We start from the raw sequence: 19695 nt of genomic DNA on the forward strand, positions 1-19695 counted from the left end.
ATTGCGCCCAACGGGGATGTGTTCGCATGGGCGTTCGTGCCCGACCCTGATGACGCCGAGATGCTCCTGGAAGTGCGGCTTCAGCGCCGCCAGATCATCACGAACGGAAGCGCACGGATGACCGTAACGCTGTCGGAAGCGGCCCTTTGGCAGCGTTTCTGTGGACCGGTAGCCTTGCAAGCGCAGTTGCATCATCTGGTGGAACTCAGTCGACTCGAAAACGTCAGCCTCCGCGTCGTGCCATTCGACGCACTGATCGCCCCGTCCTTGGGACCCATCACCGTGCTGACGCTTCCCGAAGCCGACTCCACCGTTGCACACGTGGAGTACGAAGGCGGATCACAACTGCTCAAGGACGCTCGAAGCGTCAAACGGTATCGCCGCAGCCTTGAGTACGTTCGACTCGCTGCCGCAACCGAGGCCGAGTCGCGACAGATGATCCTGAAGAGATTGGACGTACTTTGAGCACGGTCGAGACGTACGCGTGGCGAAAGAGTCAGCGGTCGGCACACAACGACGCGTGCGTCGAGGTCGCACCACTGCCGGCCAGGACTGGCATACGGGACACCAAGGACCGATCCCGTGGACACCTCGAAGTCAGCCCGGGCGCATGGCTCGAACTGGTCCGCACGCTCAAGGGTCAATAGGGGGAGTGAAGAACATGACTCTTGAGCCCGAACTCGGTCAGACGACGTGGCGTAAGTCGAGCTACAGCGCCCCCCAAGGAGCGGAGTGCGTGGAGGTCGCACCGGGCTTCTCGGTCGTGCCTGTCCGGGACTCCAAGGACCCGAGCGTCGGCCACTTGGTGGTCGCCCCCGCATCCTGGTCCGCGCTTCTGTCCACGTTGCGCGCTGCCTGATCCACCGGCCGACCGAGCCCCGTCACCTCACGTGACGGGGCTTCGTCGTGGGACCCCGAGGTCCATGCGGGTCAGAAGGTCTGTGCTCGTAGCACGCTCACCACGAGAACCGCGTTGCTCACCTCGTAGCGCAGGAACACCCCGGATACGGTGACGTCTCGACGATCGCGATTGCCTCTCACCGGTGAGGAACCGCAGCCGTACGGATCATTGCCGATGCTGCTTTCGACGTCACGCTCAAGCGAGCGGCGTTGACCGTCACTCAACTTCGAGAGGGCGTCGCGCGCCTCGTTCGCGTATTGCACTCGGTATCGGCTCACCGCATCACCTCACCGAGTCCCCATGGATGTCGCCGAAACCGGTGAAGTCACCGGCTTGCACGCGCTCGGCCGCTGCCTCGTCCGCATCGCGAGCCGCTGGGCCGATCGCCCACCCCAGAGACATTCGACGTTCGAGTTGGTCGAGGGGTGTGTTCCACACGTCGGCCATGAAGTCGGCCACCTCATGCGGCCGCACAGTGGCCATGATCTCAGCAAGGGTCTCCGGCAGCTCGACCTCTTCGCCAAGCACGATCGCTGTTCGCTTCGCCATGAGCCGAGTGTGTCGTCTGGGCGTCGAGAGCAACAAGACGGCGCGCGAGCAATACACGCGCGCTCAGGCAGTGCACCAAGGCTTCGCCGCGAGCCCGGTGTACGCGCTTGACGGGCCGCCGGCCCATCGAGGCTGCCGAGCCTGGCCGGGTGCGGGACGTGCCGACGGGCAGGCGCGCACGCACCTTGGATCGCTGCCGGCGGGCAGGCGTCCGCAGGGGCCAGGGGGTGTCGTGCTACGCGGGGTCGAGCGTGTTCGGCGCCGTGGTCTCGGGGGTTGTTGTCGGGGGGCAGAGGGTTCGGCGGACGGTGTTGCGGAGCCAGTGGTGGGCTCCGTCTGCGGTGTGTCGGGGGTGCCAGGCCATGCCGATGGTCACCGGTGGCAGTTCCAGGGGCATGTCGAGGAGGTGCAGTCCGAGGGCGTCGGCGTCGTGGGTGAGGGGCGAGGGGGCGGCGCCGGGGAGTGCGGCGGGTACGAGGCAGACGACGTCGCTGCGGGCGGCGAGGGTCATCGCCGCCAGGTGACTGGGGAGGACGACGCCGACCCGCCGGTGGAGGTCCCACTCGGCCAAGGCCGTGTCGAGGGGACCGGTGAACCGGCCCCGGCGGCTGACCGCGACGTGCTGGGCGGCGGCGAGCCGGGCCGGGGTCAGCGGCCCCTCGGTGAGCGGATGGCCGGGTCGGACGGCCGCCACCATGCGGAGGCTGACCAGTTCTTCGACCCGGGTTTCGGGGTCCACGTGGTCGATGGATCCGACCTCCAGGTCGATCCGGCCGTCGCGCAGCGCGGGTCCGGCCTCCAGTTCTTCGGCCTGGATCCGGAACGAGACCCCCGGCGCCTCCCGCCGGCCCATGTGCAGCAGTCCGGGGGCCAGTGCCGCTCCGACCAGGTCGGCGGCTTGGAGGGTGAAGGTGCAGCTCAGGCCCGCGGGATCGACGCTCGCCCCGGGACTGAGCAGCGCTCCGAGGCTGCGGACCACCGCGGCGGCTTCCTCGCGCAGGGCCAAGGCGCGTGGGGTGGGAACCATGGCTTGTCCGGCCCGGACCAGGAGGGGGTCCTGGAGGATGCGCCGCAGCCGGGCGAGGGTGCGGCTCATCGCGGCGGGCGAGGTATGCAGACGAGCGGCGGCGCGGGTCACGCTGTGCTCGGCCAGCAGGGCATCCAGCGCGATGGCGAGATTGGCGTCGATGACCGGATCCGGGCTGCTCACCAGCATTATTCCATTTCAGTCAATGATTCCGTGCCGAAGTTCCCATTGTGGCAGCACGGCGGTCCTCAGCAGGATCGAGGCGTAACGAACCGGCGCGACCTACGAGGTTTTCATGATCGTCATCACTGCTCCCACCGGGAACATCGGCCGCCACCTGCTCTCGCTGCTCCTGGAGTCCGCCCCCGCCGCGGGCGAGGAGCTGCGCGTGATCGTGCGCGATCCCGCCCGGCTTCCGGACGCGGCGCGCGGACGCGTCGACGTGGTCACCGGCTCGCACGCGGACGCCGAGGTCCTGGACCGGGCCTTCGAGGGTGCGGACGCCGTGTTCTGGCTCGTCCCCCCGGACTCCTCGCTGACCCCGCGGGACGGCTGGACCGGCTTCACCCGCCCCGCCGCCAAGGCGCTCGCCGCCCACGGCGTCGGCCACGTCGTCGGCGTCTCCGCGCTCGGCCGCGGCACCGCGCTCGCCGACCGGGCCGGCCTCGTCACCGCCTCCCTCGCCATGGACGACCTCATCGCCGACACCGGCGTCGCCTACCGAGCCCTGGCCAACCCGTCCTTCTTCGAGAACCTCCTGGAGGAGGTCGACTCGATCCGCGAGCAGGGCCTGTTCATCGACTCCGTCGACGCCGATCGCAAGGCCCCCCTCGTCGCGGTCGCCGACATCGCGGCCACCGCCGCCGGCCTGCTGCTGGACCGCTCGTGGACCGGCACCGGCAGCGTCCCGGTCCTGGGGCCGCAGGACCTGTCCCCCAACGACCTGGCCCGCATCATGACCGAACAACTCGGCCGCCCCGTCCGCTACGAACGCCAGTCGCTCGAGGAGATGTACGCCACGCTCGTCGGCTACGGCCTCAACGAGGCGTTCGTCCAGGGCATCGTCGACATGAAGCGGGCCAAGGACGAGGGCCTCGACGCCGGCGTCGCCCGCACCCCGGACACCGCCTCCCCCACCAGCTTCGAGCAGTGGTGCGCGCAGACCCTGAAACCCGCCGTCCTTTCCTGAAGTCCGGCACCCGGCGCCGGAACCCGCAAAGCCCGGCGCGCCCAAACCACTTGCCACCTTGGAGGCACCCCGATGCCCGCTGAAAAGACCGAGCCGCCCGTCACGGCGTTCATGCTGGTCAAGACCACACCCGAGTGGCTCGCCCTGACCGTCCGGGAACGCGTGGACGCCTTCACCACCCACGTTCTGCCGGCCATCAAGGCGAAGACCTCCGGCGTCCGGTCACGCTTCTACGACACGGAGTTCTACTCCGCACGCGTCACCGACGTCTGGGTGTGGGAAGCCGACGACCACCACTCCTACCAGCTCCTCATCGACGCACTGCGCGAAACCCCTTTCTGGGACCGCTACTTCGAGGTCCTCGACCTCCTCGTCGGCACCGAGAACGGCTACGCCCGCACCTACGGCCTCGAACCCGTCGCCACCATCAGCACCTGACACACCGCCCACCGCGTCGCCTCCCGGGCGAACCCGAGCCCGGCCATGTCGCCGACCGGCGCGATCCGCCGGCCCGGCGGCAGGAAACCGACTGCGACATCTTCGAGGCGATCCAAGCCTCCCTGAGCCGACCCGAGCCCCGTCACACGGCCCGACCGCTGTGACGGGGCTTTTGTCGTGCCAGGCCCAGCCGCAGAGTTTCGAGACCCGACGACGACGAGGCGCTCGAAAACCAGTGGAGCCGCGCCTCTGTGCGCCCTACCGTGCTGCCGAATCCAGTCGTCTGGGCAAGGACGTGCCGTTGTACACCCTGTGAGACCTCCCGAGCGATGAATCGTCGCGCGCCGCACATGTGCGCCGCGCTGCTTTTTGCTGCGGACTTCTCACTGGAAACGGTGTACTTCTGTGCTCGAAACCTGGGTGGTCGTACCCACCTGCCTGCCGCTCGTTCTCCGCCGTTGTCACGCGTGCGCGTCCGAGCGCTTCCGGGCAAGCGGCAAATTTCGCGTCAACGCGAACCACAAGCTCATCGACGCCTGGCTCCTCGTGCGCTGTACCGCATGCGGGGAAACCGCCAAGCTCACGGTCCTGGAGCGGATGAATGTGCGCTCCGTACGACCCGACCTGCTCGACCGGCTGCATGACAACGACCGCGGCCTGACAGTCGAGTTGCTCCAGGACCCGGTCGTGCGACGCCGTAATCGCATCGCCCTCGACTGGGACGGCGCCTGGCGCCTGGACACCGGCGGATCGCGTCATTCCGACCGCGAAGTACTGGACGTCTCGGTCCGCTTCGCGGCGCGGATCCCGGTCCGGCCGGTGCGACTGATCGCCGAAGGTTGCGGTCTTTCGCGAGCCGAGGTCGAGAGGCTGATCGCGGAGGGGAAGCTCGTCTCGGCAGTCCGGCTGAGCGGCAAGCTCTCCGGAGACTTCACCTTCACGCTCAAGCGCTGAGCCCTCCTCGGGACCAGGGGCCTGTCCGCCAGGATCCGCCGGACGGGCCCCTGGTGTTGCGGGCCGTGTGGGAAGAAGACCGGCATCGGCCGAGGTGGGATGCCGTGTGGCAACGGCGGTGATGCCTTTGTTGGTTCGCGTGGTCCGATCGGACCGTCGAGGTGGCGATGGTGGACAGCGAGGCCCTCCGGCGGGCGGATCGATCGGCAGCCGTCGGCTACCCGAGTCGCTCCACCAGCCAGTCGGCGGTGTCGGGGAGCCACGCGGACTGCGCGTTGCACAGCAGGTGGTCGCCGTACGGGACCACGACAGCCTCGCCCGCGGGCGCCTCGTGAGCGGCGCGTTCGGCCGGCAGCACACCGGGCGTGACGTCCTCGCCGCCTTCGACCACCCGCAGCGGCGTGCCGATGCCCGACGCGATGCCGGCGAGGTCGACGGCGCGCACGAACTCCGCGGCGGCGCCCGCGCCCCCGGCGCGCACGATGAGCGTCTCCCGTACGAACAGCGGGAGTTCGGCCCAGTCGAGCCGGTACGGGCCGCTGACCGCGACGGTCGCGGCCACGCGTGGTTCGTACGCGGCGGTCAGGGTCGCGTAGAAGCCGCCCAGGCTCATCCCGACCAGGCCGACGCCGGCGCCGGTGTCCAGCTCGGTGCGGGTCTCCAGGGCGTCGATCACCCGGCCGACCACACGGTGGTAGTCGGCTCGCGGCGCGGTGCCGACCAGGACGCCCTGGCCGGGGCCGTCGAAGGAGAAGCTCGCGACACCGCGGCGCAGCAGCGCCTCGTCGACCGCGTGGAACTCCTCCTTGCCGGAGTTGAGACCGGGGGCCACGACCACCACCCGGGCCGGCCGGACCGCCCCGGGAGGCCGACGCAGCCATCCCGCGAACCCCTCCCCCTCGATCCGCACCGCACCCGGGTCCAGGTACGCGAACGCCCGCGCCATCGCCGCGTCCGCCTCGCGCGCCGCCGCGATGGTGTGCTCGTGCTCGGCGAGCGGCAAGAACGTCGCGCAGTGCAGCCAGCGCGCGGCGGTGCGAAGCGCGTCGCCCGCCGACACCACGCGCCCGGCCGCCGCGTATGCCTCGCCCGCGCGGCGGTGGCTCTCGCCGACCCGCCGGAACGCGGGCAACCAGTCGCGGAGCGTGTCGAGGCCGCCGGTGACCCGGTCGTACTCGTACGGGTCCAGTCCGCAGACGAGCGCCCTGGAACGATTTCCGGCGATGAACTGCGGGAGGAATCCGGGCAACTCGAAAACGGTCGTGGTGGTGGCGGACGGGCCCGCCGGTCCGGTCGGTGTCGGCGCCTGCATCGTGGTGTGCTCCCGGGTCGGTCCTGGCATTGCGGTGCCCGCGTGCCCGGGTCCACCGCTCGGGTGCGCCGCCCGGCGCACCCGGCGGGATCCAGCAGACATCGGCGGGTGTGCCCGGGGCCAACAACCGTCCGCCCGCACCGACAACCGAAGGTTGTCACCCATGGTGAGCGAGATGGACCAGGACCTCGCCCGGGTCCGCGCGTTCGTCGCGGCGGCCGAACCCGCGGCACTTCGGCCGGGTCCGGGCGGTGGTCGGGCCCAAGCGGCAGCCGGGCCCGGGCGGCGGTCGGGTCATCAGACGTCGTCGCGCCGGACGCACCCGCTCACGAGACCAGGTCGCGCCAGAACGGCACGGTCACCGGTGCCTGCTCGATCGCCCCGCCGGCGAACTCCGCCGCGAGGTAGTTGGCCAGGTTCGCGCCGTACACCACGATGTCGGTCTGCATCATGGACAACACCGGGTGGCCCCACTGGCCCTCGGTACCGGGCAGGTAGCGGTGTCCGTACACCGGCACCATCGTCGGCACCCGCGCCAGGTGATATCGCGCCGACTTGAGCGCGTGCTTGAGCTGCGCCGGACGCGCGCCCCATGTCGAGGGCCAGAAAGCGTTGTGCTCGACGTCGAACAGCACACCCTCACCCGGCCAGCCAAGTTGCGCCTTGAGGCCCCGCGCGTTGCCGTCACGCCAATTCGGCCAGCTCTTCCCGGCCGGCAGGCCGGCCGACAACAACAGACGGTGATCGGCGGCGAATCGGAATCCGAACTCCTTTTCCACCGATTCGAACTCGTCCTCGGTCAGTCCCGAGGCGATCTCGGCACCGGTACGCTCCAGCAGCCGGCGGAAATCCTGCTCGGTCGGTCGATCCGGGGGCGGTGTGCTGCTCATGGCCACAGAGCGTAGTCGGCGGCGGTCGGCCCATCGATGTCGCCGTGTCCGCACCCGGCGCGATTTTTGCCCAAACCGGGGCCGCCAAGCACCTGAAAGTCGGATGACGCGTGTTCTAGCATGAGCGCTCGATGCTGGGATGAACGGTGTTTGTTGGGTTGAACGGTCGGGGGACCCGTTGATCGACGTAGTTCGGCATACCCCGCGGGCCGCCCGATGACGGTCCCGCTTCTCGCCGCCATCGCGGCCCTCCTCGCTTTGGTGGCCGCTCTGATGTGGTTCGGTTTCCGGCGCAGACCCGCGTCGATCGCGGCGCGCGCCGAGACGTTGTTGACCCAGGCCGAGGCCGCGCACCGGGCGGGCCGGTTGGCCGCGGCCGAGCGCGGCTATCGACGCGTCGCGGAGGCGTTGGTCAAGCCCGGCATCGCGGACACCCATGCCGAGACCCGGGGGCGGGCGCTGGTGGGCCTGGGCGAGGTGGCGGGCCGGCAGGGCCGCTCGACCGACGCGATCACCGCCTTCCGGACCGCGTTCGCGCTGACCACGCTGCCCGCCGCCGCGCTGGAGCTGACGGCCGCCGACGCGACCCGGCGGGCCGCCCCCGGCGCGCTGGACATCGCGATCTGTGTGGACCTGGTCACTCGCACCGACACCGATCCGGATCACGCCGCGTACGACTTCCTGGAGGCCCGGTGCGTGGTCGCCCCCGGCCTGCCCAAGCCCGAACTGCTCGCGGTGGAGGAACTCGCGGGCCGGATCGAGGCGGGCGCGCCGCGGACCGAGTGGGCGGTGTACGGCCGCGCGTGCGCGCTGCGCGACCTCGGCCGGGCGGCCGAGGCGACCGCCGCGTTCGAGCGCGCCGACCGGCTCGTGCCGCGCGCGTCCACGTGCTACGAGTTGGGCAGGCTGTACCGCGACGCGGGTCGCCCGGACGACGCGCTCGCCGCGTTCGAGCGCTCGCTGACCATCGAGCCGGAGCGGCCCGAGGTGTTGTACGCGATGGCGCTGACCCATCTGCGCCGCAAGCCCGCCGACAAGGTGTCCCGAGCCGCGGCGCTCGAAGCCGCCGTGGCGCTGCTCACCCGCACCTGCACGCTGGCCCCCACGCACGCGCAGGCCTGGCTGGGTCTGGGCCGCGCGCAGCACGCGCTGGGCCGGGACGCGGCGGCCTTGGAGCCGCTCCGCCGGGCGGCCGATCTGCTGCCCGAGCACGCGGACGTACAACTGGAGTTCGTCACGCTCACGCTGGCCCGGGGGGACCGCATGGCGGCCTTCCCGGTGTTGCGGCGCGTCCTCGCGGCGCAGCCGGGACACGTCGAGGCCAACCTGACGCTGGGCACGCTGCACGACGAGGACGGCGATTTCGCGGCGGCGGCGCCGTGCTTCGAGCGGGTGGTGGCCGCCGAGCCCAAGCGCGCGCGGGCCCGCTTCGGGCTGGGCCGGGCGCTGTTCGAACTCGGGGCCGCGGGGCGCGCGGTGGTGCATCTGGCCGAGATCCGCGAGCGCGACGCGGCACAGCATCACCTGCTGGCCCGCGCCTACAGCGCGACCGGTGAACTCGAGGCGGCCGACGCCTCGTTCTCGGCGGCGATCGAGGCGGGCGACGACAGCGCGCTCGCGCACCACCGGCAGGCGTGCGTTCGGCTGCGGCGCGAGCGGCGCCAGGACGCGATCGCGTCGTTCTGGCGGGTGTTGGACCGGGTGGACGACGATTCGCCCTTGGCCGCGGAGGCGTTGCTCTTCCGCGGCATCGCCTATCGGGACGAGGGCGACCTGGGCGCGGCGCGAGCCGACGCGGATGCCGCGGTCGCCGCCGCGCCCGGCGACGCGCGGGCCCACTACGCGCGCGGGCGGCTCGCCGTCCTGGAGGACGAGTGGACGCTGGCCCGGCGCGAGTTCGAGACCACCGCCCGGCTGGATCCGCAGTACGCGCCGGCCCGCTTCGGGTTGGGCCTGGTCCGCGAGCACGCCGGCGACCACACGGGCGCGGCGCAGGCGTACGAGAGCGGGTTGGCGGCCCGCCCGGACTGGACGCCGGGCGTGGTCCGGCTCGGCGCGGCCCGGATCGCGGCGGGGCGGATCACGGACGGCATCGAGGTACTGGGCCCGGTGCGTACCGAGCCCACCGGCGCGGCGCGCTTCCATCTGGGCCTGGGGTACGCCCGACTGGGTCGGGTGGACCGGGCGGACGAGTTGTGGGCGGCGCCGGGCGGGGTCAACGACGCGATCCGCGCGCACAACGTGGCCACCGCGCGCGATCTGCTGGCCAGGGCAGCGCTCACGGCCGGCGACCACGCGCTCGCGCGTGAGCACTGGCAGGCGTGCCGGGACGCGTTTCCCGACCACGAGGGCTATCGGATCGCGCTGGCCGAGACGCTGTTTCGCGAGGGCGCCGAGTTGTTGCGGTTCGGCCGCGACCGGGGCGCGCCGCTGACGGCCGCGCGGGATCGGCTCGGCGCGGCGGTCGCGTTGGTTCCGGGCGATCGGCGGATCCGGGTGCATCTGGCGATCGCGGCGCTGTACGCGGACGAACCGGCGGTCGCGGTGCGGTTGTCGGCCGCGCTCGATCCGGTGGCCGATCCGCGCGTGGGGCATCTCGCGCCGCTGGCCCGACTCGCGCTCGGCGCGGGCACCGTGCCGCTGGGCGCGCTGGCCGAGGCCGAACCGGCCGCGTGGGCGGTGCGCGGGATGCACGCCGCGCGGGCCCGCCGCTGGGGCGACGCGGCCCAGGCGTACCGGCAGGCGCTGGTGGTGCCCGGACCGGTGGAGCCGCAGCCGCACGCGGCGGTGTGCGAGTCGGCCGGGTGCGTCGCGTCGGCGCGGGCCGTGTGCGGGCAGTGCGGGCGGGCCTATTGCGCCGACCACGGCGTGCTCGCCGGCGACCTGCCGGCCCGCTGCGGGGGCTGCGCGGACGCGATGCTGGCCGCGCTGACCGCGTGCGCGCACCAGGCCGGCACGGGTGCGGCGGCTGAGGCCGAGCTGACCCGGTGGGCGAGCGGCAGCGGGCGTACCTCGGCGCACCACCTGTTGGCCCTGCTGCGTGCCCAGCGCGGCGATCACGACGCGGCGTTGGCCGGTCTGGAGCAGTTGTTGGCCGGTCCCGGGGCGAGCGACGCGGGCAGGCTGATCGCGGCCCGGGTCTATGTGCGCCGGGCCGCCGCGCACAGCGCCGACCTGGTCGCCGCGTCGTCGGACGTGGAGCGCGCGGCGGGCCTGGTGCCGGAGTTGCCGCAGGTGCGGCGGGCCCGGCCGCTGTTGCGCTCGTGGCAGGCGCTCGCGCACGCCCGGGCGCAGCGACACGACGCCTCGATCGCGATCCGGCTCGAACTGGAGCGCGCGGTGCCCACCGATGTGCGCAACCTCCAGTGTCTGGCGCTGTCCGCGTTGCGCGCCGGGTTGGCCGACGACGCGGGTCACACCACCGTGATGTGGCAACTGGTGTGCGGAACCTGGGCCGCGGTGCTGTACAGCCCCAGGTTCTGGATCGATCTGGAGGCGCGCACCGGGCGGGAGATCTCCGAGGAGCGGATCCGGATCGCGCGCACCGAGCAGATCGAGCGGGTGCACCGCGAGTTGCGTGAGCGGGCCGGGCAGAGCGAGGGCGCGGTGGCCGCGCTGTACCGCGAGTTGGCACAACGCTGGGCGTTGGAGGTGGCCGCGACCGAACGCGTCGCGCACACCGAGCCGGCACCCGCCCCGATCGTGTGCGGACCGATGTTCCTGGAGCGGGTCGCCGACCCCGAGCACGGGTCGCCGGCGGGCCGCGAACTGGCCGCCGCGGTCCGGGCCGCGGTGGACGCGCACACCGCGGATCTGCTCGGCCCGTTGGGCCTGTACCACCATCTGATCGACGCGGGCCGGTTCGACGAGGCGATCTCCGGCCTGACCGCGCGGGCCGGGTTGGCCGGGCCGGCCGCGACGCCGGGGGTGGCCGCGCTGCTGGCCCGGGCGCACCTGGCCCGGGCCCGGGATCTGGGCGAACGCGGGGAATGGGCGCCGGCGCTGGGGTGTCTGGAGCAGGCGGCGCCGCTGCCGGCGGACGCGACGGAGTTGGCCGCCCGGGTCGGAATCCGGGCCGCACAAGCGGTGTTGGCCGCCGATCCGGACGAACACGCGGAGGCGGCACGGTTGTTGTCCCGCGCGTGGGCGCTGGCGCCGGACGGACCCGGCCTGCGTGCGGCGTTGGCCGGGGCGTACGCGCAACTCGCCCGGCAGGCGCACGAACGCAAGCTGTACCGCGACGCGATAGCACTGGTTCGCCGGGCGTTGGAGCTGACCCCGGACGACGCGGCCGTGCGGGCGTTGGCGGCCGGCGCGCTGCGCGGGCTGGTGATGGAGTTGTTGGCGACCGGCACGGACGCGGCGGTCGAGGAGGCGGTCGCGACGATGCGCGAGGCGTTCGCGCTCGATCCCGGCGAGGCGGGTCGGATCGGGCTGACCAACGCGCTGTTCCTGAGCGCCGAGCGACTCGCGCTGCGCGGCGGCGCGCGTGAGCAGGCGGTGGCGGCGATGCGCGAGGCGCTCGAACTCGCGGACACCGGTGGGGAGAACGAGTCGCCGGCCGCCGAGGCGCGCCGTCGGGTGGCCGCGCTGTTGGTGGAGGCGGCGCGGACGAGCGAACGCGAGGAGGACTTCGAGCGGGCGATCACCCTGCTCGAGGAGGCCCTGCACTACGGCGACGACCCGCCCACGCGCCGGGCGTTGGCGTTCAACCACTACTACGCGCGGCATTACGAGGTCGCCGAGGAGTTGTTGCGCCGCGAGATCGCCGACGGCCTGGAAATCGAGCCGCTGCGCGAGGCGTGGATCGTGGTGGTGGTCGATCGCGGCTACGACCTGCTCGCCAAGGGCCGCGCGTACGAGGCGATCGAGGTGCTCGGTCGCGCCCTCGCCGAGCACGAGGAGCCGAGGCTGCGAGACGCGTTGGTGGCGGTGTATCTGGGCGAGGAGCGCTATCAGGACGCGATCCGGGTGCTGGAGGCGATCCCGTTGACCCCGGAGAACACCGTGCTGCTGGCGCTGGCGTTGCACAACGAGGGGGTGCGGCAGGCGAACATGGGACACAACCACACGGCGCTCGTGCACCTGGAGCGCGCGAACGAGTACCACCCCACGGACGGCACCCGGGAGATCCTGGACGAGATCCGGGCCCGGATCCACGGCTACTACTGACCGGGCGTCGACCGACCGGCCGGCCGGCTGTACCCCGCACCCCACCGCCCACATCACAAACCACGGACCTCGAACCCGGAGCACGGACCATGCCCGCAGCGGAACGATCGCCCTACGACGTCCTCGGGATCACCCCGGCGGCCACCCCGCCCGAGGTGCACGCCGCCTACGAACGGGCGCTGGCCGAGGCGGACGGCACCGCCGAACGCGAGGCCTGCACGACCGCGTACCTGCACCTGCGCAACACCGGCCGGCGGCTGGGCGCCGACATCCTGGAGTACGCCGCGCCCGACCCGGCGAGCACCGCCCGCGAGGCCTTCGCGGGTGTCGCCGACGAGCCCTTCCTGGCCCCCGGGGCGCCGGCCCCGCCGATCGCCGCCCTGGTCGTCCTGCGCCGGGCCGAATCCGCCGCCGACCACCAAGAGCCCCCGCCCACCAAGGGCACCTTCGCCGTCCCCACCCGCTTCTCCCCCACCGCCGAGGTCCTGCCCCCGGTGGACATCCCGCACTGACCAAGTCCACACCTCGGCGACGCCAAGGCCAAACCCGACCTCGCCCGGCGGGACATCGGGGCCGGTCTTCCGGGACGCACGTCGTCCCGGCGGGTCGGCGTCAGTGCCCTGGGCAGATGGGCGGTTTCACAGCGAGACGGTGCGGGTGATGGTGACGACGAGGACTCCGGCGCTGATCGTGTAGCGGACGAACACCCCGGAGATCGTGGTTTCCCGGCGGTCTCGGTCGCTGCCGACCTGCACGGAGCCGGACCCGTAGGGGTCGCGGCCGATGGACGAGTCCACGGCGTTCTTGAAGGCCCGGACCTGCCCGGAGGACAGGGGTTTGAGGCCGTCTTCGGCCTCATTCGTGTATTGCACGCGATAGCTCATGTGATCGCGTTCCCGTCTCGGTCCACGCAGTCGCCGAAGTCGCCGGCCTTGAGGCGCTCGTGCACGGCCTCGTCGTCCTCCTGGGCCTCCGGAGGAAGCGCCCAGTGCAGGATGGCGTCGCGTTCGAGCCGATCGAGCGGGGTCTCGTACATGACCTTGTCGAACTCCTCGCGACGGTCCTCGGGGAGCGCGGCCCGGATCTCGGCGAGCGTATTCGGCAACTCGATCCGCTCACCACGGACGACGGTGGTTCTGGGCATGGCGGCCTCCTGCTCGCGATGGCTTTCCAGAATGGCATCGCTCCGTTGACGACCGATAGCCGGCGCACACGAGCGGAGCACGCGAACTGGCGTGCGCCCCTGAGACTCCCGGAGTCGCCGCAGGTCACAACGCCCGCAGCCGGTGAAGCATGAGCAGCACGAACAGGTTTGCGCCCGGAGATGACTTCGCCCCGCTCCCACGGATGGCAGCGGAGCAGACTCACCTGCCGGCGTTGTGCGTCGGCGTACGCTGGCGGTACCTGATTATCCCGCCGGAGTACGGGGCGGCGCCGTCACCGGCCGCAGGGCAGCACCGGCGCGACGGCGCACACATCGGCTCGGGTGGACCTGCTCGGAGGGAATCCAGGCCATGCCAACGGACCACGATGAAACACCGACGTTCGCACCGCACAACGGCACGAGACTCGCCGCCGCGCGTGCCGCCCGAGGCTGGACGCAGAGCCGCCTCGCGATGGAGACGAACTTCAGCCTCGCCGCCATCAAGGCATACGAACGCGGCGCTAGATCCCTGGACCGCCCCGCGAACATCCTGAGCCTGGCGCGTGCCTTGAAGTGCCACCCCACGGACATCACCGGAGCGCCCTACTACGCGCCCGGATCGGATGACGGAGCCGTGTCCGCGATCAAACGTGAACTTCTCCGCTACAACCGAGCGCCCCGCCTGACGGAGGCACAGGCCCGCGAGGTCGATCTCGCCGAACTGCGCGCTCGTGTGGCCGAGGCAAACGCCTGGCGGCAGGCCGCAGCGATGACGCGAACCGGCGAGGTGTTGCCAGACCTGCTGCTCGACACCCGCATCGCAACGCACATCCTGGAATCGGACGACCGACGCGAGGCGTACGGACTGCTGTGCTCGGCCTACGAGGCGGCGATGCAGTACCTGTACAAAATGGGCCTGGTCAGCGATGCGACGCTTGCGACCGAGCGGGTCCTGTGGGCTGCCGAGCGTACGGAGGATCCGCTACGGATGTTGGCCGCGCGCTGGTACGAGTCGGGCGAGTACATCGGCATCGGCGAGCACGACAAGGCCGCGACCATCCTCGACGACGGCTTGGCCGAGTTGTCCAAGCCGCAGCACCGCGACGACCCATTGTCTCTGTCGCTCGCGGGCGCCTACCACCTGAAGGCATCCCTCAACTCGGCACGCGCCTACGACGACGCCGCCGCATGGGCGCACTGGGCGAAGGCCGAGAAGTCGGCGACCGAACTAGGCGGGGACCGCAACGACTTCGAGTTGGTCTTCGGCCCGACCAATGTGGCGATCTGGGGCGTGTCGCTGCCGGTCGAACTGGGCCGAGGGCGAGACGCGGTGCGCCGGTTGGAGCGGATCGTCTTGCCGCAGGACTACAGCAGGGAGCGCCGCAGCCACTTCCACATCGACGCCGGCCGCGCGCACTACCTGGCCGGCGACCACGACTCGGCATGGGACGCGTTCGAGTACGCGGAGCGCCTGGCGCCGCAGCACGCGAGGATGCATCCCGCAGTGCGGGAGAACGTGCGCCTGATGACGGCGAAGTACCGCAGGAGTGGGCGTCGAATGGAGTTCGCGAGGCGCGTCGGGGTGGCCTGACGCAAGCCCCGGAAGGGATACAAACTGTAGCCTCTCCGTCACTGGACGGCCCCTAGCGTTGTTGACCAGCAGGTTTCCAACGCGCGAGGGGCCGTTTTCATGTCAAAGCCCGTAGCCGTCCAACCGTCCGGAGACCCGGGCCGCCCGATCCGGATCATCGCCCCGGACCGCGATCCCCTCGACGTGACGCGCGCCGAACTGACGGCTTTGGTACACGAGTCGCGGCTGCACCTGATGCGAACGTTCCCAGCCCCGCCGGTCGGCGGCTGAGTCCCCTGTCGCCGCCCGCGCCCGACCACACACCGGCGGGCGGCGCCCGGTCCCGCAGTCACCGGCGCGGCTGCGGGACCGGTCCCTCATCCCTTGCCCGGCCGGGTGCCTGAAGACCCCCGCACGCCCGGCCGGGCAAGGCCATCGAGCACAGCCCGGAAGGAGGGTCGTGCACCCACCGCCCCACGGCCGCCAGGCCGCCCTCGCTCACCTCGCCGCAACCGCCGCCGACCGCACCCGACTCCAGGGCCGACGACCGAACCCCGCGACAACGCCACACCAACGGCAAGCCCACCACCAACAGTGCCGCACCGCCGGCGCCGCGGTCGCCGACGCCCACCACGTCGGCATCCCCACCGAAACCATCGCCCGTATCGTCGGTTTCTCTCCCGGCTACGTACGGATGATCCTGCACCGCGAACACACCCCCGCGCTCAGCCGGCACAGGACGCAGACCGCCCCGACCGCCCCCTTCCGCCTCCGTGGAGAGATCATGTCCGCCTCACCCCCGTGGTCGATCGGCGACCACCTCTGGCGCAAGCTCGGCCCCCGCAACCACCACCTCGGCACCATCACCCGCATCTGGCACGACGGCACCCGATGGATGGTCGAATACGAACACGGCGTCCGCACCCGGGAAACCGCCACCGCGCCCGCCACCGAGATGTACAAGGCGGGGCCCCTCACCCGACCGGTCTGACCAACGGCGCCACAAAGCCACTTCGGCTCACCCGTGACGTAGCGCAGCGAACCGAGCATGCCCGCCTTCGGCAAGTTCTCGGCGATCCACTCGGCCGACTCGATGCGTCGAGCCTGCCGGCACCGCTCGCGCAGACCGCTTCGGATGTCTCGTGGACCACGAATGCCCCTGCCACCGACCGGTGGCAGGGGCATTCGTGGTCCGTACTCGCTCAGCAAGCCACCCTGGCCACGGATTTCACCGGGCTCACAATGGCCGTGCGCTTCATGACCTCGGCCAATGTCGTGTCCTTGGTGTAGCCACGAGATCCGATGGTGACGCACTCCCCGGAGCTGTCCGGCCCGTCTTCCGGTCCAACGGTGAGGGGAAAGGTCATCAGGAACAATTCCGAGATGGCCAGCGCGACGGAGAACGCGTCACCCTGCTCATCCAGTTGGGTGAACAGCCGGCCGAGCGTGTCCGAAGGAACAGCGCAGACATAGACAACCTCACCCACCCCGTTACGGATCCCGCCCAGCAGCTCGGGGACCTGCTCGGGGACATCGAGAGCGGTGGCGATGCGGGTGTAGACCTCCAACCGCTCGTCGTGATGCATGTCCGCCGCCAATCGCGTGACGAGCTCGCCGGCTTCGAGGTCGTGAAGGCGTTCGTGGTGCTCCACGATTTCGAGCGTGCGCGCCTCCTCGAAGTGGAAGGCCAAGGCGTCGAGCAGGTCCGCGCGCAGTTCGTCGACGGTCGGTCGGCCCAGCATAAAGCCGGGTGCCTGCGGTGACGTCGCATAGAAACCGGTCTGGGTATCCCGAATGATCAGGTGAAAGAGTTCGCTCATTTCACGCCCACCGCCTTCAGCGCATCGTCCTTGCTCAGACCTACCTGCTTCACCAGGATGTCGCGGACAACGCCGGGCGCCAAACCCTCGCCGTCGTGGAACGCGAACGTAAGCGGAGGTATTCCTTCCGCCTTGAGTCTACGGTGCGAGCCGTTTTGCCGAACCACGACATAGCCGAGACCAAGGAGGACCTTCAGCATTTGCGCAGCCTTGAGCGAAGGGAATGGATTGGGCACTCGCCGTCCATGAGATGAGGGAGCCGTGGGTGATCGTGCGAGTTCCCGGTGGCGAGAAGTTCACGATAGGTGAGCAAAGCAGATCACCCACATGTCTGCCGGAAGAAGGGCATCGTTCACTCGAACGCGCGATGCCACCCGTCGTGGCGGTCGGCGACGCACGTGATCGATACGACCGACTCATCGCGACCTTCAGCGTCCGCCGCGTCCCCTCGGCATGGGTCGACGCCACCCGCATCGGCGGTGTCCTGCTGCTCACCCTGGCCGGTCCGCTCGACGCCTACGCCCTGGTCCGCCCGACCGTCACCGGCTCGGGACAGGCCGACGGGCCGATCCTGTCCGACCCAACCGCGTCGTTCATGATCTCCCGACCGCAATCGCCCGACATCCGAGCGGCATGGGCCGCCGTAACGGAGGGACGCGACGGCGCCACGCGGGCATCCGAAACACCCCAGGCCGCCCTCGACGGGGCCGACACGCGGTTCATCCTCGGCCTCGCCGTGCCCGGATGCAGCCGCTTCACCAGTAACGAGGCCGGGCCGGCGCAGCACCAACCTCGGCCACCCGGACGGAAGTTGGGCCACCTTCGAGCACGCCACCGGCACGGTGGCCCAAGGCGGCCCCCGACGCTTGTGGGACGCCATCGATGCGATCCACCGGGAGTGGCAGGCCGCCGGATCCCCCGCCCCGCACGACCTTCGATTGCGCATCGACGGCACCCGGCAGACCCTCTATCTACCGGGCAAGCCTGGAGGATGGCGACTCGACGGGTAGTAGTTCCCTCACCACGGCGACCCGCCGCACATCCACCGCCCACTGCCCAGGCCCCGAACATCCCGAAGCCGCCCTGCCTTCGGTGTTCGGAAGCGGGCCGCTCCACAACGCGCAAGTGCGGGACGGGCTGCTTTCGTGGCGCCCCCCGACGACCGGCGATGGGTTCAGCCCGGATTCGCCGGTAGGAGGTTCGCGATCGCCGACCAGTCCACCGGGACGTCACCGCTGTGTGGCCGGCCGTTCGGGTCCAGGTGGATCGTGACGCCGTACGAGGACAACGTCTGGATGCTGTCGGCGTAGGCCGGGTGCGCGGCGAGGGTGTCGTTGAACCACGGGACGGCCACGGTCGGGAGGTGCGTGCTCAGCCATTCCGCGAGGGTGCCCAGGGCGACGTTGTCGGCCAGGCCCAGCGTCCATTTGTTGAGCGAGTTGAAGGTGAGCGGGCACGCGAGCAGGGCGCCGGGTGCGGGGAAGGGACGTTCCTCGCCCGGTCGGCGGTCGCGGGTGCGTGGCCGGCGGCCGGCCACGGCGGTGAGGGTGTCGAGGCCGTTCGACAGCCAGTCGGCCGCCGTCGGCGTGAGGATCGGGCAAGGATCCCACCCTCGCGCTCGCACCTCGGCGAGGAGCGTGGCGATGTCGAGGACGGGCGGCGCCGCGCCCGCGACGATGTACAACACCCGGGATTCGCTCATGCGTCGGAGCATAGGAGGCGGTCACGGGACCGGACGCGCCCCGGGGCGGCGAGCGTGACTACGACGGGAACCCGATCGGGGGTTTCCATGCCCGAAGGGAAACGGGTTGGGCACTCGCCGTCCATGAGGTGAGCGGGTCGTGGTCAACCGGTCCGGGTGAGGCTGATGACGCTGACCGTGACGCGCCGGTCCTGGACCACGTAAGCGGCGAAGCCGTAGCGGCCGAACGGCGCTTCCAAGGTGTCCTTCAGGCCACCGGCCATGCGGCTCCCGGCGCTCCAAGGGTCCTGTCGGAGCCGGCGTTCGAGGACATCGAGCGCGTTGAGGGCGTCGCGGGGCAGGGTGCGCCTGACGAGGTCGGCCTTCGGGTGGTATTCGATGGAATAGCTCACCGGTCCGCCTTCCGGAGCCTTGCGAGCGGAATGGCGCCGACGTCTTCGCCGGCTCGGATGGCGCGGGCCCGGTCGAGAACGTCGTCGTAGATCCCGGCGCGGTGATATTGGAGGCGCCGCTGCCAGGGGCCGAGGATGTTGGCAAGTTGGGCGAGGTCGCCGAGGTCCGCCGCGACCTGGAGTGCGTGGGCGTAGTCCTGTTCGAACTCGGCGCGGGCGTCGTCGGGGAGTTCGGCGCGGATCTCGCCGGGCGAGGGCCACATGGCGCCACCCGTATGGATGGTGACGTCGGGTTCGCGCGGGTCTCGGATCTGCTCGTCCATACCTACAGCGTGGCATCGCGCAGGCCCTGGTCGGTAGCCGGCGCACATGAGCGCAGTGCCCGCGACCCGATGCGCGCCGCGTGGCTTCGAGCGTCTCCGATCCAGGTCGAAGACCCCGGCCTGCGCCGACGGACGTGAGCCGTGCCGATGTGCGCCGACGGCGGGCCGGGAGCCGACCCGCGTCGCCACGCCGACCCGCGTCGCCACCCCGAACGGGCAAGCGCCGGACGGGCCCGTACCAGCCGGAGTAGGCGGTCAGCGCCCGACCCGGTTCGATCCGCACGGTCAGGTCCGGGCGGTCGGCCACGAGCC

Annotated in this window: 23 protein-coding genes; 11 read left to right on the forward strand and 12 right to left on the reverse strand. The window is 71.2% G+C overall.

Translation table 11 applies throughout. The annotated features are described in order from the left end of the window. Positions 1-36 precede the first annotated feature (36 nt). The 3 genes from ACWCPW_RS38345 to ACWCPW_RS38355 are packed head-to-tail and all read left to right on the forward strand — an operon-like array spanning position 37 to position 859. Positions 37-465, forward strand: a complete 429-nt coding sequence (locus ACWCPW_RS38345; RefSeq protein WP_449766215.1) for a DUF5753 domain-containing protein — start codon at positions 37-39, stop codon at positions 463-465. Further along, complete coding sequence (locus ACWCPW_RS38350; protein ID WP_449766216.1) at positions 462-647, forward strand: DUF397 domain-containing protein; 186 nt, start codon at positions 462-464, stop codon at positions 645-647. The genes ACWCPW_RS38345 and ACWCPW_RS38350 overlap by 4 nt, the downstream gene beginning before the upstream one ends. A gap of 14 nt (positions 648-661) precedes the next feature. After that, the gene (locus ACWCPW_RS38355) at positions 662-859 is read left to right on the forward strand and encodes a DUF397 domain-containing protein (protein WP_449766217.1); all 198 of its coding nucleotides are present in this window, start codon (positions 662-664) and stop codon (positions 857-859) included. Between the two features lie 71 nt (positions 860-930). On the opposite strand, the gene ACWCPW_RS38360 is transcribed toward ACWCPW_RS38355, so the two are convergent. The 3 genes from ACWCPW_RS38360 to ACWCPW_RS38370 form a co-directional block, all read right to left on the reverse strand. Next, a complete protein-coding gene (locus ACWCPW_RS38360; RefSeq protein WP_449766218.1) occupies positions 931-1179 on the reverse strand; it encodes a hypothetical protein in 249 nt (82 codons plus the stop codon). Between the two features lie 4 nt (positions 1180-1183). Beyond that, entirely contained in the window at positions 1184-1450 is a 267-nt protein-coding gene (locus tag ACWCPW_RS38365) for a hypothetical protein (RefSeq protein ID WP_449766219.1), read from the reverse strand. Between the two features lie 235 nt (positions 1451-1685). After that, positions 1686-2666: a LysR family transcriptional regulator gene (locus tag ACWCPW_RS38370; RefSeq protein WP_449766220.1), complete on the reverse strand. Its 981-nt coding sequence runs from the start codon at positions 2664-2666 to the stop codon at positions 1686-1688. Positions 2667-2772: 106 nt separating this feature from the next. Here ACWCPW_RS38370 and ACWCPW_RS38375 point away from each other — a divergent pair, with 106 nt between their 5' ends. The 3 genes from ACWCPW_RS38375 to ACWCPW_RS38385 all read left to right on the forward strand — a co-directional run bounded on the left by ACWCPW_RS38375 (position 2773) and on the right by ACWCPW_RS38385 (position 5058). Continuing rightward, on the forward strand, positions 2773-3666 hold the full coding sequence (locus tag ACWCPW_RS38375; protein WP_449766221.1) for an NAD(P)H-binding protein: 894 nt from the start codon (positions 2773-2775) through the stop codon (positions 3664-3666). A gap of 72 nt (positions 3667-3738) precedes the next feature. Continuing rightward, on the forward strand, positions 3739-4104 hold the full coding sequence (locus tag ACWCPW_RS38380; protein ID WP_449766222.1) for a darcynin family protein: 366 nt from the start codon (positions 3739-3741) through the stop codon (positions 4102-4104). Positions 4105-4509: 405 nt separating this feature from the next. Continuing rightward, positions 4510-5058 carry a DUF1062 domain-containing protein gene (locus tag ACWCPW_RS38385; RefSeq protein ID WP_449766223.1) on the forward strand — a complete coding sequence of 183 codons (549 nt, stop codon included), beginning with the start codon at positions 4510-4512 and terminating at the stop codon, positions 5056-5058. 217 nt (positions 5059-5275) lie between these two features. Here the strand turns inward: ACWCPW_RS38385 and ACWCPW_RS38390 are convergent, their stop codons facing one another. Then, positions 5276-6370 (reverse strand): alpha/beta hydrolase family protein, encoded by a 1095-nt coding sequence (locus ACWCPW_RS38390; protein WP_449766224.1) that lies wholly within the window; start codon positions 6368-6370, stop codon positions 5276-5278. Between the two features lie 326 nt (positions 6371-6696). Next, positions 6697-7260 carry a hypothetical protein gene (locus tag ACWCPW_RS38395; protein WP_449766225.1) on the reverse strand — a complete coding sequence of 188 codons (564 nt, stop codon included), beginning with the start codon at positions 7258-7260 and terminating at the stop codon, positions 6697-6699. Positions 7261-7476: 216 nt separating this feature from the next. Between ACWCPW_RS38395 and ACWCPW_RS38400 the strand changes: the two genes are divergently transcribed. Both ACWCPW_RS38400 and ACWCPW_RS38405 read left to right on the forward strand, forming a co-directional pair. After that, positions 7477-12432, forward strand: a complete 4956-nt coding sequence (locus tag ACWCPW_RS38400; RefSeq protein ID WP_449766226.1) for a tetratricopeptide repeat protein — start codon at positions 7477-7479, stop codon at positions 12430-12432. An 89-nt stretch (positions 12433-12521) separates the two neighbouring features. Continuing rightward, on the forward strand, positions 12522-12944 hold the full coding sequence (locus tag ACWCPW_RS38405) for a hypothetical protein (protein ID WP_449766227.1): 423 nt from the start codon (positions 12522-12524) through the stop codon (positions 12942-12944). A gap of 126 nt (positions 12945-13070) precedes the next feature. Here the strand turns inward: ACWCPW_RS38405 and ACWCPW_RS38410 are convergent, their stop codons facing one another. Beyond that, complete coding sequence (locus tag ACWCPW_RS38410) at positions 13071-13304, reverse strand: hypothetical protein (RefSeq protein ID WP_395859490.1); 234 nt, start codon at positions 13302-13304, stop codon at positions 13071-13073. An 8-nt stretch (positions 13305-13312) separates the two neighbouring features. Continuing rightward, entirely contained in the window at positions 13313-13576 is a 264-nt protein-coding gene (locus ACWCPW_RS38415) for a hypothetical protein (RefSeq protein ID WP_395859491.1), read from the reverse strand. A gap of 370 nt (positions 13577-13946) precedes the next feature. On the opposite strand from ACWCPW_RS38415, the gene ACWCPW_RS38420 reads away from it, so the two are divergent. From ACWCPW_RS38420 to ACWCPW_RS38430, 3 genes are all read left to right on the forward strand, one after another. After that, positions 13947-15167, forward strand: coding sequence for a helix-turn-helix domain-containing protein (locus tag ACWCPW_RS38420; RefSeq protein ID WP_449766228.1), 1221 nt, complete (start codon positions 13947-13949; stop codon positions 15165-15167). Between the two features lie 99 nt (positions 15168-15266). Continuing rightward, positions 15267-15437 carry a hypothetical protein gene (locus ACWCPW_RS38425; protein ID WP_449766229.1) on the forward strand — a complete coding sequence of 57 codons (171 nt, stop codon included), beginning with the start codon at positions 15267-15269 and terminating at the stop codon, positions 15435-15437. A 169-nt stretch (positions 15438-15606) separates the two neighbouring features. Then, positions 15607-16137, forward strand: coding sequence for a hypothetical protein (locus tag ACWCPW_RS38430; RefSeq protein WP_449766230.1), 531 nt, complete (start codon positions 15607-15609; stop codon positions 16135-16137). 211 nt (positions 16138-16348) lie between these two features. Here the strand turns inward: ACWCPW_RS38430 and ACWCPW_RS38435 are convergent, their stop codons facing one another. The 5 genes from ACWCPW_RS38435 to ACWCPW_RS38455 form a co-directional block, all read right to left on the reverse strand. Further along, on the reverse strand, positions 16349-16966 hold the full coding sequence (locus ACWCPW_RS38435; protein ID WP_449766231.1) for a hypothetical protein: 618 nt from the start codon (positions 16964-16966) through the stop codon (positions 16349-16351). After that, positions 16963-17166, reverse strand: coding sequence for a type II toxin-antitoxin system HicA family toxin (locus ACWCPW_RS38440; RefSeq protein ID WP_449766232.1), 204 nt, complete (start codon positions 17164-17166; stop codon positions 16963-16965). The genes ACWCPW_RS38435 and ACWCPW_RS38440 overlap by 4 nt, the downstream gene beginning before the upstream one ends. Before the next feature lie 974 nt (positions 17167-18140). After that, the gene (locus tag ACWCPW_RS38445) at positions 18141-18668 is read right to left on the reverse strand and encodes a flavoprotein (RefSeq protein WP_449766233.1); all 528 of its coding nucleotides are present in this window, start codon (positions 18666-18668) and stop codon (positions 18141-18143) included. Between the two features lie 143 nt (positions 18669-18811). Further along, positions 18812-19060 carry a hypothetical protein gene (locus ACWCPW_RS38450; protein ID WP_449766234.1) on the reverse strand — a complete coding sequence of 83 codons (249 nt, stop codon included), beginning with the start codon at positions 19058-19060 and terminating at the stop codon, positions 18812-18814. Beyond that, a complete protein-coding gene (locus ACWCPW_RS38455; RefSeq protein WP_449766235.1) occupies positions 19057-19383 on the reverse strand; it encodes a DUF6247 family protein in 327 nt (108 codons plus the stop codon). Before ACWCPW_RS38455 ends, ACWCPW_RS38450 begins: the two co-directional genes overlap by 4 nt. Between the last annotated feature and the right edge of the window lie 312 nt (positions 19384-19695).

This window comes from Embleya sp. NPDC001921, assembly GCF_053594475.1.

Bases quoted from the DNA above. Each gene is read 5' to 3' on its own strand.
- ACWCPW_RS38425 (WP_449766229.1), top strand. From the start codon at position 15,267: ATGTCAAAGCCCGTAGCCGTCCAACCGTCCGGAGACCCGGGCCGCCCG.
- ACWCPW_RS38375 (WP_449766221.1), top strand. From the start codon at position 2,773: ATGATCGTCATCACTGCTCCCACCGGGAACATCGGCCGCCACCTGCTC.
- ACWCPW_RS38400 (WP_449766226.1), top strand. From the start codon at position 7,477: ATGACGGTCCCGCTTCTCGCCGCCATCGCGGCCCTCCTCGCTTTGGTG.
- ACWCPW_RS38365 (WP_449766219.1), bottom strand. From the start codon at position 1,450: ATGGCGAAGCGAACAGCGATCGTGCTTGGCGAAGAGGTCGAGCTGCCG.
- ACWCPW_RS38445 (WP_449766233.1), bottom strand. From the start codon at position 18,668: ATGAGCGAATCCCGGGTGTTGTACATCGTCGCGGGCGCGGCGCCGCCC.
- ACWCPW_RS38380 (WP_449766222.1), top strand. From the start codon at position 3,739: ATGCCCGCTGAAAAGACCGAGCCGCCCGTCACGGCGTTCATGCTGGTC.
- ACWCPW_RS38405 (WP_449766227.1), top strand. From the start codon at position 12,522: ATGCCCGCAGCGGAACGATCGCCCTACGACGTCCTCGGGATCACCCCG.
- ACWCPW_RS38395 (WP_449766225.1), bottom strand. From the start codon at position 7,260: ATGAGCAGCACACCGCCCCCGGATCGACCGACCGAGCAGGATTTCCGC.
- ACWCPW_RS38370 (WP_449766220.1), bottom strand. From the start codon at position 2,666: ATGCTGGTGAGCAGCCCGGATCCGGTCATCGACGCCAATCTCGCCATC.
- ACWCPW_RS38455 (WP_449766235.1), bottom strand. From the start codon at position 19,383: ATGGACGAGCAGATCCGAGACCCGCGCGAACCCGACGTCACCATCCAT.
- ACWCPW_RS38415 (WP_395859491.1), bottom strand. From the start codon at position 13,576: ATGCCCAGAACCACCGTCGTCCGTGGTGAGCGGATCGAGTTGCCGAAT.
- ACWCPW_RS38435 (WP_449766231.1), bottom strand. From the start codon at position 16,966: ATGAGCGAACTCTTTCACCTGATCATTCGGGATACCCAGACCGGTTTC.
- ACWCPW_RS38440 (WP_449766232.1), bottom strand. From the start codon at position 17,166: ATGCTGAAGGTCCTCCTTGGTCTCGGCTATGTCGTGGTTCGGCAAAAC.
- ACWCPW_RS38355 (WP_449766217.1), top strand. From the start codon at position 662: ATGACTCTTGAGCCCGAACTCGGTCAGACGACGTGGCGTAAGTCGAGC.
- ACWCPW_RS38420 (WP_449766228.1), top strand. From the start codon at position 13,947: ATGCCAACGGACCACGATGAAACACCGACGTTCGCACCGCACAACGGC.
- ACWCPW_RS38390 (WP_449766224.1), bottom strand. From the start codon at position 6,370: ATGCAGGCGCCGACACCGACCGGACCGGCGGGCCCGTCCGCCACCACC.